The organism is Agarivorans sp. DSG3-1, assembly GCF_046774965.1.
Classification (GTDB): Bacteria; Pseudomonadota; Gammaproteobacteria; order Enterobacterales; family Celerinatantimonadaceae; genus Agarivorans.
The window spans coordinates 217,212-232,061 of the sequence record NZ_CP177241.1 but is presented as its reverse complement, the minus strand read 5'-3'; the positions used below and the strand labels follow the sequence as shown (position 1 = coordinate 232,061).

Here is a 14,850-nt window from a genome sequence, read left to right as displayed (position 1 = left end):
AACTATACCAAGCCGTGAATTAAGCCAAAGAGCCCGCCAAATACACCGCCCCATACCACTAACCAGCCAAGGTGTTTGCGGATCATTTCTTGAATAATTTGCTTAACCAGTTGTGGGGTGAGCTCAGCCAAACGTTGCTCAATAATCACCGTGATTTTTTGCTGCACGTCGCCTAAATGTTCAGGTTGCTCAAGCTCTTCGCGCAGCGCTTCACTAAATTGCTCATCTTCGCTAATTTCAATCACTGCATTTTTAAGTTTATCGATGAATGGTTGCTCTAGCGGAGTAAGTGCTTCTTTACCGCCCACCATGGCTAACATGCCACCAAACGACGAGCTCTCAATAGTTTCAACTAAGGCGTGGTAGGCTGGGCTGAAGTCTGTTTTGTCGATAACTGGGCGTAGGTTAAGCTGCACCGCTTTGCCGCTGGCATCAGACAAAAATCGGTCGATGTTTTCGGGAGTGAAAAATTGATTAAGCATTAGCTGTTTAATGCCCGCTTTAAAATCATCAAAACGTGCCGGAATAATTCCAGAGCCATACAAGCCCGGCACTTTTTCAAACAACATATGAATGGCAATCCAATTAGTCGCCGCGCCCGATAGCGCAAACAACCCGATAGAGAACACCAAGCTATGATTAGCAAAGTAGCCAAACGCTACCAACGCTAACGTGATTAAGTTGGTGATTAAGCTTTTATTCATTTTTTGTCCTTTCACAAACAAAAAAGTCCTCCCGCAGGAGGACTTTTAAATCATAGAATACTAAAGCGCTGCAATAGTCTCTTGCTGAGCCACTAGCTTAGCTTTGGCATTTTCCATCTCTTCTAGCTTGCCGCGTTCTTTTGCAATAACTTGCTCTGGCGCGTTCGCTACAAATTTTTGGTTAGACAGTTTGCCTGATACTTTAGACAGCTCTTTATCTAGCTTTTCAAGTTGCTTGCCGATACGCGCTAGCTCTGCATCTTTATCGATAAGACCAGCCATAGGAATCAAGATTTCCATGTCACCAAGAATCGCGGTGGCAGAGGCTGGAGCAGTTTCACCTTCGGCTAATGCTGTAGTGCTTTCTAACTTAGCCAAAGAGGCTAAGAATGGGGCGTTATCGTTTAAGCGGCGTAAATCTTCGCTTGAAGCATTTTTCAGCAATACATTTAGTGGTTTATTGGGGCTAATGTCCATTTCACCACGAATGTTGCGAATTGCTAGAATGAACTGCTTAAGCCACTCTAAATCTGCCACTGCTGCTTCGTCGATGCGTGAGGCGTCAAACTCAGGAATGCTTTGTAGCATAATGCTGTCTGTTGCTTCAGCTTTACCGGCCAATGGAGCGACTTGGCGCCAAATAGTTTCAGTAATGTACGGCGTGATTGGGTGCATTAAACGCAATAAACTCTCTAGAACGTTAAGCAGAGTATTACGTGTACCACGTTGCTGGGCTTCAGTGCCTTTAAACAATACTGGTTTAGTAAGCTCTAAATACCAACCACAGAACTGGTTCCAGGTGAACTCATAAATAAGCTGAGCGGCAATGTCGAAGCGGTAAGTATCCAGTGCTTCACGGTAAGCTTTAACAGTTTGCTGGTATTGGCCTTCAATCCAACGGTCAGCCAGCGAAAACTCCATTTCGCCGCCCTGCTCTTGTGAAGAGAGGCCGCAATCTTGCTCTTCGGTATTCATTAATACGTAGCGGCTGGCATTCCATAACTTGTTACAGAAGTTACGGTAACCCTCTAGGCGGTTCATGTCCCAGTTAATGTCGCGACCAGTGGTGGCCATGGCAGCAAGGGTGAAACGCAGGGCATCGGTACCGTGGGCTTCAATACCATCTTCAAAGGTTTTTCGGGTATCTTTTTCAATTTTCTTGGCGAGCTGCGGCTGCATCATGTTGCCACAACGCTTGGTTACTAAGCTTTCTAAATCGATACCGTCAATCATGTCTAATGGGTCAAGCACGTTGCCCTTAGATTTCGACATTTTATCGCCATTTTCATCACGAATAAGTCCCGTTACATACACGGTTTTAAACGGTACTTGTGGCTTGTTGTTTTCGTCTTTCATGAAATACATGGTCATCATGATCATTCTGGCTACCCAGAAGAAAATAATGTCAAAACCGGTAACCAGCACATCACTAGGGTGGAAGGTGGCTAGATTCGGCGTTTTTTCAGGCCAGCCTTGCGTGGCAAAGGTCCATAAGCCTGATGAGAACCAGGTATCTAATACGTCGTCGTCTTGGCGAAGCATAACGTCGTCAGCCAAGCTGTGTTTGCTGCGTACTTCGGCTTCGTTACGGCCTACGTATACTTTGCCTGATTCGTCGTACCAAGCAGGAATACGATGTCCCCACCACAGCTGGCGAGAGATACACCAGTCTTGAATGTCACGCATCCAAGAGAAGTACATATTTTCGTATTGCTGAGGGACAAACTTAATGTCGCCATTTTCAACGGCTTCGGTGGCTGTTTTAGCTAGCGGAGCTGCACGTACATACCATTGGTCGGTAAGCATTGGCTCAATTACTACGCCACCACGGTCACCGTATGGCACGGTGTTGTTGTGGTCGGCAACTTCTTCAAGTAAACCTAATTCATCAAACTTGGCAACAATTGCTTTGCGTGCTGCAAAGCGCTCTAGACCTTGAAACTCTGCAGGAATATCTGTTGGATAAGCGTTTGAGGGTTCACCGTTAGTATTAAATACTTCTGCTTCATCGCGAATATCAGCATTCAAGGTAAGAATGTTGATCATTGGCAGTTGGTGGCGTTTACCTACTTCGCAGTCATTGAAATCGTGAGCGGGGGTGATTTTCACACAACCCGTGCCTTTTTCCATATCGGCGTGTTCGTCGCCAACAATTGGAATGCGACGGCCAACTAAAGGTAGTTCAATAAACTTACCAATTAGCGCTTGGTAGCGCGGGTCTTCAGGGTTAACCGCAACACCAGTATCACCCAGCATGGTTTCTGGACGGGTGGTAGCAACCACTAAGTAGTTCTTACCTTCACTGGTGGTTTCACCATCTGCTAGCGGGTAACGCAAATGCCACATGTGGCCTTTTTGCTCTTTGTTTTCTACTTCTAAGTCTGAAATAGCGGTATGAAGCTTTGGATCCCAGTTTACTAGGCGCTTGCCACGGTAAATTAAATCATCTTCGTATAAACGTACAAAGGCTTCTTCAACGGCTTTAGACATGCCGTCATCCATGGTGAAGCGTTCACGCTCCCAATCTACCGATGCACCTAAACGGCGTAGCTGCTTAGTAATGGTACCGCCAGACTCGGCTTTCCAGTCCCAAATTTTGTCGATAAAGGCCTCACGGCCGTAATCGTGCTTAGTTTTGTCTTCTTCTGCTGCGATCTTACGCTCTACGACCATTTGCGTAGCGATACCGGCGTGGTCGGTACCAACTTGCCATAAGGTGTTTTTACCTTGCATGCGTTGGTAGCGGATCAGCGTATCCATAATGGTGTCTTGAAACGCATGTCCCATATGCAAGCTGCCAGTTACGTTTGGCGGTGGGATCATAATGCTGTAGGCGTTTTTAGTGGTATCGCCATGCGGCTTAAAGTGGCCTTGTTGTTCCCATTCTTGATATAGCGCTTGTTCAATTGCGCTTGGGTTGTAGGTCTTTTCCATTGGATGTACTGACTCTATGTAATGTCTGGGTTTGTGTACGTCACGGTGTCTAATTGTAGACCCTGTTGGCGATACACTCGATAACGTTCTCTAGCCGCAGCCTTACCGGTTTCATCTGCTGGCACAAAATCGATAATATGCTGAAAATTTCGGGCAAAATCTGGCGCGGTGTTGGTGAGGTTCACTAAACACTGGCGACGTTGCCTTGGTGCCTGCCAAGATATCTCGACGGGCGCCCCACCTTGAGGGCCTTCACCACTGAGATTGTGCGGTACAAATTGTTCTGGCGCAAATTGCCATAACACTTCGTCTAACCGCTCTGCGTGCTGCTTTGATGAGGTATACACTTGTATTCGCTCACCATTTCGATAGTACTGTGCGAGTATCTCACACACTATTTTATCGAGTGCTTCGCTGTCAGTGGTGACAGAATCGGGCATGATATAAAATTTCGCTTTCATACGCTAGAGACTACTTGTTTGAAATATACTCGGCAATCTTTAGTTAGTGGCGTAGACGCCCTTTTTTGATGCCTAGAAAAAGCAAAATAGGGAGCTAATGCTCCCCATTTATTATTGTTGGCTTAGCGCTTACTCTTCGAATTCTTGGTCAGTTTTGCTTAGCAAGAATTGAGTGAGCAATGGCACTGGTCGCCCGGTTGCGCCTTTTTCACCGCCCGATTTCCAAGCCGTACCGGCAATATCTAAATGTGCCCAGTTGTACTTTTTAGTGAAACGCGACAAGAAACAAGCTGCGGTAATTGAGCCTGCCGTTTTGCCACCAATGTTAGCCATGTCAGCAAAATTGCTGTTTAGCTGCTCTTGGTACTCTTCGCCCAACGGTAAGCGCCAAGTTTTATCTCCACTTTGCTCTGCACAATTGAGTAAATCGTGAGCGAGCGGGTTATGTGGCGTCATTAAGCCGCTGGTATGGTGGCCAAGTGCTACTACACAAGCGCCGGTTAAGGTGGCTACGTCAATCACTAGTTCTGGCTCGTAACGCTCAACGTAGGTGAGCACGTCACATAACACCATACGCCCTTCGGCATCGGTATTTAATACTTCAACGGTGATACCTGACATGGTGGTAATTACATCGCCAGGGCGATACGCGTTGCCACCAGGCATGTTTTCACAGCCTGCTAAAATGCCAGTCACTTTAAGAGGTAGTTGTAATTCGGCTAAGGCTTTCATGGCGCCATATACGCCAGCAGCGCCGCCCATATCGTATTTCATTTCGTCCATGCCTGCGCCTGGCTTTAAAGAAATACCGCCTGAATCAAAGGTTAAGCCTTTACCTACTAATACGATAGGTTTTTGGTCTTCACAACCCGGTGCACAGTACTCAATCACGCTCATGATTGATTCATTGTCTGAACCTCGGCCTACCGCAAGGTAAGAATCCATTTTAAGCTCTGCCATTTCGGCTTCACCTAGGGTGCTTACTTTCACGTTGTCGTAGTTGCTTTGCAGCTCTTTAGCTTGGTCGGCTAAATAAGCAGGGTTACAAATATTTGGTGGCAGGTTGGCTAAGTCTTTAGCGTGTTTTACCCCTTGAGCCACTGCTAAACCATGTTGCACCGCGCTTTCGCCAATCGTTAATTCACGGCGAGTAGGCACATTGAACACAATTTTACGTAGCGGGCGACGGGTTTCTTCACGATTGCTTTTTAGCATGTCGAAGCTGTACAAACTTTCTTGAGTGGTTTCTACCGCTTGGCGAACCTTCCAATAAGTATTACGAGACTTAACGTGCAGCTCTGGCAAGAAGCAAACGGCTTCCATAGAGCCGGTTTCGTTTAGGGTATTAATGGTTTTGGTGATGATTTGGCGGTATTGGCGTTCATTTAACTCACGCTCTTTGCCGCAGCCTACCAATAATACACGTTCGCTAAGTACGTTTGGCACATGATGTAATAACAGTACTTGGCCAGCTTTACCTTCTAGATCGCCGCGGCGTAACAAGGCGCTAATGTAGCCATCGCTAATTTTATCTAGTTGCTCGGCAACAGGAGATAAACGACGTGGTTCGTACACACCAACAACTATACACGCACTACGTTGCTTCTCCGGGCTACCGCTTTTTACGCTAAACTCCATGAATACTCCTACAATCACCAAAACTGGGTTAAGATAGCTTGCCTGCTAAAACGGGTTGGCCGATTCTATCTGCTGTTTAAATAAATATGAGTTATACAGGCACATATTGCTATGTGAAACTGTAAAAAATAGAAAGTTTATCTGAATTTTTTGCTATTACCAGCAAAGTTCTATGTTTGAAGTGAATGACTGAGTGCTAATATTCCGTTACCTATTTAAAGAAACTGCAAAAACCCAACTCGCGGTGTTGGCAGTTTTAATGCTGATTTTCACCTCACAAAAGTTTGTTCGTGTATTGGGACAAGCTGCTGAAGGCAATGTGGCCGGTGAAATTATTGCAAAAGTCATGTTATTGAACATGCCTGCCTTTTTGATCCTTATCTTACCGATCAGCATGTTTATTGGTGTTTTAGTGGCTCATGGTCGTTTATACGCCGATAGTGAAATGGTGGTACTGCAAGCCTGTGGCTATAGTACTGCTCAATTGTTGCGCGACACCATGATTCTTGGATTAATCTCCACGTTAGCGGCGGGTTTCAATACCTTGTATTTAAGCCCCTATACCAATGAGTTAGAACAGCAGTTGTTTGACCAAATGGACGCCGAAGCGGGTATGTCGGTGTTAGTGCAAGGTCGCTTTGAATCTTTAGGCGGTGGGGTGGTCACCTTTGTAGAGCAAATTGAAAACAAAGGAAAACACCTAGAGAAAGTATTTGTAGCCCACACCCCACCCGAAGGTAGTGATACACGGCCATCGGTAGTGATGGCGGAAGAAGGTGGAATTGAACGTCGTACCGACGGGTCTCAATGGATGGTGTTAAGTAACGGCAAACGTTACGAACAGGCACCAGAAGAATTAGACTTCAGTATTTTGCATTTCGAACGTTACCGCGTGTACCTACGCGAGCAAGAAGGCAACCAATCGCAGCGACGCTTATGGTCTTTACCTACTAATCAGCTAGTTGGCTCACAAGAGCTTACCCATATTGCCGAGCTGCAATGGCGTATATCTCTGCCACTTACTATTCCTATTCTTACCTTTATGGTGGTGCCCTTAGCGGCGGTTAACCCAAGGCAGGGGCGTTATGCTAAGTTGTTGCCAGCCATACTATTGTATTTGAGTTACTACCTTTTACTCAGCGCCGCGCGCAGTGGTGTGGAAGACGGTAAATTAGCGTCCGAAATAGGGTTGTGGTCGGTGCATGCATTCATGTTGTTTATAGCGCTGTTCTACTTGTTTATTAGAAGTGAGTATTTCTTGAAAATACGCGGAAAGATTAAAGGAAAGGCCTGTGTTTCGGATTCTTGATTGGTATGTAGGCCGTACAATTATTATGTCTAGCTTGCTGGTGCTGGTTACCTTACAAAGCTTAAGCATGATAGTGAAGTTTGTAGAGCAAATGGGCAGTGTTGGTCAAGGTGATTACCAAATCACTGACGCACTGTGGTATGTGCTACTGAGCGTACCGCGCGAGCTAGAAATTTTCTTTCCTATGGCGGCCTTGCTTGGATCGTTAATCGGCTTAGGTTCTTTAGCTAGCACCAGTGAATTGGTGGTGATGCAAAGCGCTGGTTTATCTCGGTTTAATATCGCGGTAGCGGTACTGAAAACCGCCGTGCCAATGATGATAGTAATGATGTTGTTGGGCGAGTATGTTGCTCCCCAATCAGACATGGCGGCGAAAGAGCTGCGTTCAAGCAAAATGTCGGGCGGCGCAATGGTGGCCGTGCAGCGTGGTGTATGGGCCAAAGACGGCGAAAGCTTTGTAAATATTGGCGAAGTACAAGAAAACAAAGAGCTGTTCAATATTACTATTTATCGCTTTAACGACGATGCCGATTTGTACCAACAAGTTGAAGGCAATCAAGCTTACTACGATAAAAATCGTTGGCTTATTCGTGAAGCAAAAGTGATTGATTTTAGTGACAACGGCGTTACCGAGCAGCTTTACGAAGACTACCCGTGGAGCAGCACCTTAACCCCAGATAAATTAAGTGTGGTAACGATTAAACCGCATGATCTATCCATTACTGGTATGTACTCTTACATTGCCTACCTAAAACAGAATCGCCAAGATCCAGCGCGTTACGAATTAGCTCTAGCGCGTAAATTAATGATGCCAATTCTTACCGGTATTATGATGTTGCTAGCGTTGTCATTTGTATTTGGGCCGCTGCGTAGCTCAAGCATGGGCGCTAAAATTATGCTGGGTGTGGTGGCAGGCTTTAGTTATTACATTCTGGATCAAGTGTTGGGGTCTATGAGTCTAGTGTACGGAGTTCATCCTTACATTAGTGCTGCAATACCTAGCGTATTGGTGCTAGGCATCGCTTTCTTCTTAATTAATCGAAGAACCTAAGCACTACTTTTTCGGAAGGATTACGACTTGGCATCTGCCCCAAATATCTTGGAATGCGGTATTGTCTTTAGTCACCAATACCATCAAGTTACCTGCGCCCAACGCCGAGGTAAATAAGCGGATCAGGGCTTGAGTATAACTGATGTTAGAGCCATCTTTATTTTGTACTCGTAACCGCCAAGCACGCATGCCTATGGTTTGCCCAAGATTGCACCAAAACCAAATGTAGAACAGAATAATGCTTCCCCAAATAAGACCTTGGAACCATATCTGGCTTACGAGGTAGCTAGAATGTTCTACACCTTCATCAAGTACTAACCAGCCTAATGCGGTAGCTAAAGCTACCGTAGCCAGCCCTAACATAGTGGCTACCATGCCAATAGCGATAGCCATTAGTGCGTCATAAATATATGCAGCAAGGCGTCGAAAAAAGCCTGCGCTGGGCAGCGTAGCGGTAGATTGGTTTTCACTCATGATTGACGAACTCTGAAGAATTTTAAGTATGTTAGCAAAACTCACTGGGTAAGAATTGAGTCTGTCAGTGATTTTCCTCGGTTTTAGTATACAAATTGCGAGTACGCGCATTTCTTAAACACTTAGTGAACTTAAAAACAAAAAGCGCTTGCCAATCTAAAAACGCAGCTTATAATGCCAATCACTCGCTGAGGCGAGCATAACAAATGCCAGAGTGATGAAATTGGTAGACATAGGGGATTCAAAATCCCCCGTTAGAAATAACGTGCCGGTTCAAGTCCGGCCTCTGGTACCAAATTAGAAAAAGCCGTCCTAGTGACGGCTTTTTTGTGCCTGTTTTTTACCCACGAATATCTCGAGAAAGCCAACGTCACTTTGACGCCCCGGTCATTACGATATAAATTGACTCTGACCCCTTTTATTCTTTTATTAATGATGGGTGGGACTCATCTAGAGTCTATGAAGAAGTTCTGAGTCAACCAAATGGCTCTAGACCTCAGCCATCAGATTACTTAACAAAGCAGCAAATTGAAAAACATCTATCACATTTTGATGAAGGGGCCGTGCGTTTTACTTCGAGAACTGATGTAGGTAAGTTTAAAACGGCTGGGCCTGACGGAGGGTTTGTTATACCGAAGTCTGAGTTCGATAGTGTAATGTCGGAGTCAGGAAGTGACCTTAGGCTTGTCGAGCAAAAGTTAGGACTTGATCAGGATTATTTGGGAGATAGCGATACAGTAGTCTTCTATATACGCCCTGAAGACTTGAAAAATATAAAGGTCCCATCAGGAAATGAAGGGGGAGCGAATTCTCAGTGGATACCAGGGGGATATACTAACGGCGGTATCCCTGAAGCTGTTATGGATTTTTCGCATAAGCCACCATTGATTGAGTTGGAACTACTAGACTGAAGAACAGAGGTAGAGTATGAGTAAGTATTATAAGGAAAAACCATTTGTATACCCTCAAAGCTCGCCAGAGGATAGTAAAAACTTGTTTTTTAGAAACGGTTGGAGTGTGTGCAAGCGTGATGAGAATTATTTTTTCTCATACATTTCAGGACAACTTCAAGGGGCTGGGAGGGAGATAGAGATTACTAAGTCAGACTATGAGCAAGCAAAAGTAGGGAAAATTTGCTTTGATGAGATGTGCAGAAAGTATGGAGTTCATTAGATCAGAGAATACAATTAAATAAAGGGAGCCCTCAGGGTCAGAGTCACTTTATATTGCCTACACTGAGCTAAACATCTTGCTTTAGGTAATAGAATGGCGCGAAAACTTCGTGTTTCTTATCCCGGTGTGGCGGAGCACCTCATTCAACGTGGCAATAATCGCCAAATTATTTTTGCTAACGACGAAGATATGCAAGCCTATGTTGCTTGGTTAAAGCAATATGCCAAGCAGTATCAAGTGGCTATTCATGCTTGGGTATTAATGACTAATCACGTCCATCTACTCTGCACACCTTCAACAGCAACGGGCATTTCAACAATGATGCAGTCGCTAGGGCGAATGTATGTGTTGTATTTTAATCGTCGCTACCAGCGCACTGGTACCTTGTGGGAGGGGCGTTTTAAGTCTTGCTTAATCGAGAGTGAAGCGTATTTCATGCAGGTAAGCAGATACATAGAGCTAAACCCTGTGCGGGCTAACATGGTTAGTGACCCTGCGGATTACTCGTGGTCTAGTTATCAGTGCAGTGCCTTAGGAAAACGTAGTAGCTTACTGAGTGAGCATCAGCTGTATGCTAGTTTAGGCGGCTCACCTATTGAGAGGCAAAGTGCTTACCGCGCTTTGTTTGCCAATCATATAGAAGGAAAGCTACTCAATGATATTCGTCAAGCTACGCATAAAGGCTTGGCATTAGGTAGTGAACAGTTTAAACAGGAAATAGAAACACTAACAGGTCTACGGGTAACAGAAGGTATTCGCGGTAGGCGAGAAGGGTGGCGAAAGCATGGCGATTAAGTTTAATAAAGTGACTCTGACCCCTTTTATTCTCCAGAGCTAGTAATTGACAGCATACCTTCTAACGGTGGTGAAGGTATTCGGCAGATAACAGTCATATTAGAGGACTAAATTATGGTACGTATTCTTGAAAGGAGTGGTAAGCAGAGAGAGTGTCCCAATTGCTCTTTTAGCTTGAAATACTCTTGGCTTAGTCGCTTAAATAGGGATTTGGTATCCCTGTATTCACTGGCAGGTGATGCGATTTTAGTAAGTGAGAGCTTAAGGGGACTATCTGATTGTTGTGAATCACCTGAGTTAACATTAGGCAGCGCAGTTTTGAGCTACCTAGAAAGCCGTGACTTAGAAGTCTCATACCAGTTTGCTTTACGTAATGAATTGAAATGCCCTAAATGCAACATAGCTCTGACTTCTCGCTCAGATGATAGCTACGAAAGTATCTTAAATAGTCGACCTGTATTTTTGAATGGAATGACTTTTATCAATGACAGTGGAATTTATGAAGTGAAAGTTATTGTTCAAGAATCGGAATTAGGAATTGAATCAACATAAAAGAAATAAAAGGGGTCAGAGTCACTTTATATTTTATACACTAAAGTAAACATCTTGCTTTAGGTGATGAAATAGCTCGAAAACTTCGTGCTTCTTATCCCGGTGTGGCGGAGCACATCATTCAGCGTGGCAATAATCGCCAAGTTATTTTTGCTAACGACGAAGATATGCAAGCCTATGTTGCTTGGTTAAAGCAATATGCCAAGCAGTATCAAGTGGCTATTCATGCTTGGGTATTAATGACTAATCACGTCCATCTACTCTGCACACCTTCAACAGCAACGGGCATTTCAACAATGATGCAGTCGCTAGGGCGAATGTATGTGTTGTATTTTAATCGTCGCTACCAGCGCACTGGTACCTTGAAATAAAAGGGGTCAGAGTCACTTTATATTTTCTACACTAAAGTAAACATATTGCTTCAGGTGATGAAATGGCTCGAAAGCATAGTGTTTCTTAGCCCGATCTGGCGTAGCACCTCATTCAGCGTGGTAACAATCGGCAAGTTACTTTTACCAATGACGATGATATGCGAGCCTATGTTACTTGGTTAAGGCAAAATGGTCTTAGTTCTCTAAACCTCAATACTTCCTGTTTGGCTATGTGAACCTCTTTGCTCGATTTATCTGTAGTTTAGCTCTGCTCTATTAGGGCAAATTCTGTTTCATAATAAAAGGGGTCAGAGTCACTTTATATTGCCTACACTGAGCTAAACATCTTGCTATTAGGTAACAGAATGACGCGAAAACTTCGCGTTTCTTATCCCGGCCTAGCAGAACACATCATTTAACGTGGCAATACAATGACTAAGCTTGGCAAACGTGAATTGCTTGTCTTAAAGTCATGCGCTCATCGACTCTAAGTAGCTATTCAAGCTCCAATATTTCGTTTTATCGCCACCCTCCCATAGCAGAATTACCTTAAAAGCATCTACTGACAAAACCTTGCTTTACCCTCCTGTTAACTACTGATATGGTTGTTATTTACGGCTGTTGCTTGAAGTCCTTGTTCACACTGGCATAAAGTAGTACTAGATAGCGTATACAGCGCACAAGTTATTCGCCTTGGTTAACAGGGCGAACGCTCGAGCAGGAGACTTGGATGACGGAACAAGAGTTGCTATCCCGTGTTAACGAATTGCCTAAAGTGCCTAGTGTGGTGCAAGAGCTGGTTAACATGCTTAATGACCCCGATTGTGATTTTTCGATGTTGTCTAAGAAAATTGCCATGGACCAGGTGATTAGCGCCCGCGTATTGCGATTGTCTAACTCTGCACATTTTGGCCGAAGTCGTACTATTGCTTCGATTAACGAAGCGGTGATTCGTTTAGGCATTGCCCCGCTTAAAACCATGATTGTGGTGTCTTGGCTAACCAGTTCGTTTCCACGAGTGAACAATTTAGATATGCGTGAGTTTTGGAGCGATACCTTTGAAATCGCCAGCATTACCAGCGCTATTGCTGAAAAAGTACGCATAGACCCTAATGAAATGTTTACCGCCGGTATTTTGCATAATATTGGTGATTTAATGGTGTACAGCCTCGCCCCCGAGCTGGCGACTAAAATAGCGGAGAGAGAAGCTGAAGGCGAAGACCCTCAATCTGTACAACTAGAGGTGTTAGGCACTACTACGGCTAAACTGGGTGCCGAGTTGGCTCGCCTATGGAAGTTTGCTCCTCGCTTGGTCGACACCATTGAATTTCATGTCAATCCTGATGCAGCCAATATAGAACCTTTGCGGGCGTTGGTTTTGCACTTTGCTTGTCAGCTACATAAAGATTGGGACCAACTAGAAAGTAAAGCCGCAAAAATCGATTATTTTGCTAGCCATGCTAATTCTGGTGCTTTGGTATTGCCGTCGTCATTTTACGTTACCATTGACAAAATCCGCGGTCAGGGCCGAGAAATGGCCGAGCAAATGGCTGGCTAAGGCTAAAAGCGCTTATTCAGCCTGCTGTTCTATGGTTTAATAGGCGCGTTAACTAGCTAGTGGAACCTCTTGTGAGCTCATCAACCGAAAAACGCCTCAATAAATTTATCAGTGATTCTGGATTTTGTTCGCGTCGCGAAGCCGACAAATTGATTGAACAGCAGCGTGTCACCATTAATGGCAGTAAGCCAGAATTAGGCACTAAAGTGCAGCCAGGCGATAAAGTAGCGGTAGACGGTAAGTTGATTAAGGCCATTGCTAGCAATAAATCTGATCGCGTATACATTGCGTATAACAAGCCAATAGGTATTACCAGCACCACTGAATTGCATGTTAAAGGCAATATTATTGATGCCATTGGCCACAAGCAGCGCATTTTTCCCATTGGGCGTTTAGACAAACCTTCTGAGGGTTTGATTTTTCTTACCAGCGATGGCGACATTGTTAACAAAATCCTGCGCGCTGAAAATGCCCACGATAAAGAATATGTCGTTACCGTAGATAAACCCCTAAGCGAACGCTTTGTAGAGCGTATGTCGCGTGGTGTACCTATTTTAGATACGGTGACTAAACCCTGTAAGGTAAGGGTGAACAGCAAATTTGTATTCACTATTATTCTTACTCAAGGTTTGAATCGGCAGATTCGCCGCATGTGTGAACACCTAGGTTACGAAGTAACTAAGTTAAAACGCACCCGAATAATGAACGTGAGTTTAGACAATTTACGCCCAGGGCAATGGCGTAACTTAACTGAAGCCGAGATGGCCGAGATTAATCAAGCGGTAACGCATTCTAGTAAAACTGCGCCTACTCAAACCACTGGAGCAGAAAAGCCTAAACAAGGGCTTGGTAAGAAAACCGTATTTGTAAATAAAGCAGCGAGTAGCAACACGCGATATAAGTTTCAAAAGTCCCGCTCGCAACGCTCGGGAAAAGCGACCTTAAGCTTAAACAAAAAGCCGCGCTAACTATGACTACCAGTGACCAAATAGAAGCAAGTAATGATAGATAAAAAAGCACATCATTATCTTCAAGAAATGGGGATAGATGTTTGGCTAACCAGAGAGACGCTGGTGGCTAAACCCTTGCAAGAACTGCCGGCTTGGCCTTTGGTTGTGGTGATTAATGCGAAGGCTTTGCAGCAGCACCTCGACTTGTTTAAAGGCATTGTAGCCGCTATGAAGTTTGATTGGGCAGATATACACTGCACCAGCGCCGAGCACTTTCCAGAAGGTTATCAGGGCTGGGTATTGTGGGCTGAGCCCAGTGAGAATAACCCCCAACTACCACAGTTGCTGCGTTGTGACCCAGAGCAGCTTGCCAATAACAAACAAGCTAAACGAATACTATGGCAACAAATATGCAGCCAGATCTTAAACCAGAGTTAAGCCCTTTATCACTAATGGATGTGCCGCTGATGTTAGCCATAGAGCAACAAGCACATTCGCACCCCTGGAGCCGGGATTTGCTGGCCAGTAATTTTGGCGGCTTGTATCGCAATTTAGGGTTGTGGCAAGGGCAACGCTTGTTGGCTTATATTGTTTTGCGGGTGGTGGCTGGAGAAGCCGAGCTAATTAACATAGCAGTCGCTCCAGAGTCTCAGGGGCAAGGCCTAGGAAAGCAGCTTATGCGGGCCATGTTTAACATGGCAGAGCAGCAACAGTGGCTGCACATACTGCTAGAGGTTCGAGCCAGCAACTATAAGGCTCAGCAGCTTTATAAACGCTTTGAATTTAGCGAGATTGACCGGCGTAAAGCCTATTATCCTTGTCACGAGCAAGGGCGAGAAGACGCCCTCATCATGCAATGTATTTGCTAAACGTTACTAAC

General features: G+C 44.8%; 15 protein-coding genes and 1 tRNA gene. 11 read left to right on the top strand and 5 right to left on the bottom strand.

Annotated elements, in window-relative coordinates; translation table 11 throughout:
- Window positions 1-2: 2 nt before the first annotated feature.
- The 4 genes from ACLD71_RS01100 to pepA form a co-directional block, all read right to left on the bottom strand.
- Window positions 3-704, bottom strand: coding sequence for a DUF445 domain-containing protein (locus ACLD71_RS01100; protein ID WP_303512166.1), 702 nt, complete (start codon window positions 702-704; stop codon window positions 3-5).
- Between the two features lie 60 nt (window positions 705-764).
- Window positions 765-3,638, bottom strand: a complete 2,874-nt coding sequence (locus ACLD71_RS01095) for a valine--tRNA ligase (protein WP_411992492.1) — start codon at window positions 3,636-3,638, stop codon at window positions 765-767.
- Window positions 3,639-3,652: 14 nt separating this feature from the next.
- The gene (locus tag ACLD71_RS01090; protein WP_411992490.1) at window positions 3,653-4,099 is read right to left on the bottom strand and encodes a DNA polymerase III subunit chi; all 447 of its coding nucleotides are present in this window, start codon (window positions 4,097-4,099) and stop codon (window positions 3,653-3,655) included.
- A gap of 129 nt (window positions 4,100-4,228) precedes the next feature.
- The gene (pepA, locus tag ACLD71_RS01085) at window positions 4,229-5,737 is read right to left on the bottom strand and encodes a leucyl aminopeptidase (RefSeq protein WP_411992488.1); all 1,509 of its coding nucleotides are present in this window, start codon (window positions 5,735-5,737) and stop codon (window positions 4,229-4,231) included.
- 193 nt (window positions 5,738-5,930) lie between these two features.
- Here pepA and lptF point away from each other — a divergent pair, with 193 nt between their 5' ends.
- On the top strand, window positions 5,931-7,046 hold the full coding sequence (gene lptF, locus ACLD71_RS01080) for an LPS export ABC transporter permease LptF (RefSeq protein ID WP_137674260.1): 1,116 nt from the start codon (window positions 5,931-5,933) through the stop codon (window positions 7,044-7,046).
- Window positions 7,030-8,097, top strand: coding sequence for an LPS export ABC transporter permease LptG (lptG, locus tag ACLD71_RS01075; RefSeq protein WP_411992486.1), 1,068 nt, complete (start codon window positions 7,030-7,032; stop codon window positions 8,095-8,097). The genes lptF and lptG overlap by 17 nt, the downstream gene beginning before the upstream one ends.
- A gap of 3 nt (window positions 8,098-8,100) precedes the next feature.
- Here lptG and ACLD71_RS01070 read toward each other — a convergent pair whose 3' ends face one another.
- Entirely contained in the window at window positions 8,101-8,571 is a 471-nt protein-coding gene (locus ACLD71_RS01070; RefSeq protein ID WP_411992484.1) for an RDD family protein, read from the bottom strand.
- A gap of 208 nt (window positions 8,572-8,779) precedes the next feature.
- Here ACLD71_RS01070 and ACLD71_RS01065 point away from each other — a divergent pair.
- The 9 genes from ACLD71_RS01065 (at window position 8,780) to rimI (ending at window position 14,839) form a co-directional block, all read left to right on the top strand.
- Window positions 8,780-8,866, top strand: a tRNA-Leu gene (locus ACLD71_RS01065).
- 632 nt (window positions 8,867-9,498) lie between these two features.
- Window positions 9,499-9,744: a hypothetical protein gene (locus tag ACLD71_RS01060; protein WP_411992482.1), complete on the top strand. Its 246-nt coding sequence runs from the start codon at window positions 9,499-9,501 to the stop codon at window positions 9,742-9,744.
- A 93-nt stretch (window positions 9,745-9,837) separates the two neighbouring features.
- On the top strand, window positions 9,838-10,539 hold the full coding sequence (locus tag ACLD71_RS01055) for a transposase (RefSeq protein WP_137674255.1): 702 nt from the start codon (window positions 9,838-9,840) through the stop codon (window positions 10,537-10,539).
- A 114-nt stretch (window positions 10,540-10,653) separates the two neighbouring features.
- Window positions 10,654-11,091 (top strand): hypothetical protein, encoded by a 438-nt coding sequence (locus ACLD71_RS01050; protein ID WP_137674254.1) that lies wholly within the window; start codon window positions 10,654-10,656, stop codon window positions 11,089-11,091.
- A 104-nt stretch (window positions 11,092-11,195) separates the two neighbouring features.
- Complete coding sequence (locus ACLD71_RS01045) at window positions 11,196-11,462, top strand: transposase (protein ID WP_411992480.1); 267 nt, start codon at window positions 11,196-11,198, stop codon at window positions 11,460-11,462.
- Between the two features lie 730 nt (window positions 11,463-12,192).
- Window positions 12,193-13,020, top strand: coding sequence for an HDOD domain-containing protein (locus ACLD71_RS01040; RefSeq protein WP_137674253.1), 828 nt, complete (start codon window positions 12,193-12,195; stop codon window positions 13,018-13,020).
- Between the two features lie 71 nt (window positions 13,021-13,091).
- Window positions 13,092-13,988 carry a 23S rRNA pseudouridine(2604) synthase RluF gene (gene rluF / locus ACLD71_RS01035; protein ID WP_411992478.1) on the top strand — a complete coding sequence of 299 codons (897 nt, stop codon included), beginning with the start codon at window positions 13,092-13,094 and terminating at the stop codon, window positions 13,986-13,988.
- A gap of 33 nt (window positions 13,989-14,021) precedes the next feature.
- Window positions 14,022-14,408, top strand: a complete 387-nt coding sequence (locus tag ACLD71_RS01030; protein ID WP_411992476.1) for a DNA polymerase III subunit psi — start codon at window positions 14,022-14,024, stop codon at window positions 14,406-14,408.
- Window positions 14,381-14,839, top strand: a complete 459-nt coding sequence (rimI, locus tag ACLD71_RS01025) for a ribosomal protein S18-alanine N-acetyltransferase (protein WP_411992474.1) — start codon at window positions 14,381-14,383, stop codon at window positions 14,837-14,839. The genes ACLD71_RS01030 and rimI overlap by 28 nt, the downstream gene beginning before the upstream one ends.
- The last annotated feature ends 11 nt before the right edge of the window (window positions 14,840-14,850 follow it).

Excerpts from the sequence above, each read along its gene's own strand:
- rimI (WP_411992474.1), top strand. The coding sequence starts at position 14,381 with ATGCAGCCAGATCTTAAACCAGAGTTAAGCCCTTTATCACTAATGGAT.
- ACLD71_RS01050 (WP_137674254.1), top strand. The coding sequence starts at position 10,654 with ATGGTACGTATTCTTGAAAGGAGTGGTAAGCAGAGAGAGTGTCCCAAT.
- ACLD71_RS01100 (WP_303512166.1), bottom strand. The coding sequence starts at position 704 with ATGAATAAAAGCTTAATCACCAACTTAATCACGTTAGCGTTGGTAGCG.
- ACLD71_RS01040 (WP_137674253.1), top strand. The coding sequence starts at position 12,193 with ATGACGGAACAAGAGTTGCTATCCCGTGTTAACGAATTGCCTAAAGTG.
- ACLD71_RS01060 (WP_411992482.1), top strand. The coding sequence starts at position 9,499 with ATGAGTAAGTATTATAAGGAAAAACCATTTGTATACCCTCAAAGCTCG.
- ACLD71_RS01090 (WP_411992490.1), bottom strand. The coding sequence starts at position 4,099 with ATGAAAGCGAAATTTTATATCATGCCCGATTCTGTCACCACTGACAGC.
- ACLD71_RS01095 (WP_411992492.1), bottom strand. The coding sequence starts at position 3,638 with ATGGAAAAGACCTACAACCCAAGCGCAATTGAACAAGCGCTATATCAA.
- ACLD71_RS01070 (WP_411992484.1), bottom strand. The coding sequence starts at position 8,571 with ATGAGTGAAAACCAATCTACCGCTACGCTGCCCAGCGCAGGCTTTTTT.
- pepA (WP_411992488.1), bottom strand. The coding sequence starts at position 5,737 with ATGGAGTTTAGCGTAAAAAGCGGTAGCCCGGAGAAGCAACGTAGTGCG.
- ACLD71_RS01030 (WP_411992476.1), top strand. The coding sequence starts at position 14,022 with ATGATAGATAAAAAAGCACATCATTATCTTCAAGAAATGGGGATAGAT.
- ACLD71_RS01055 (WP_137674255.1), top strand. The coding sequence starts at position 9,838 with ATGGCGCGAAAACTTCGTGTTTCTTATCCCGGTGTGGCGGAGCACCTC.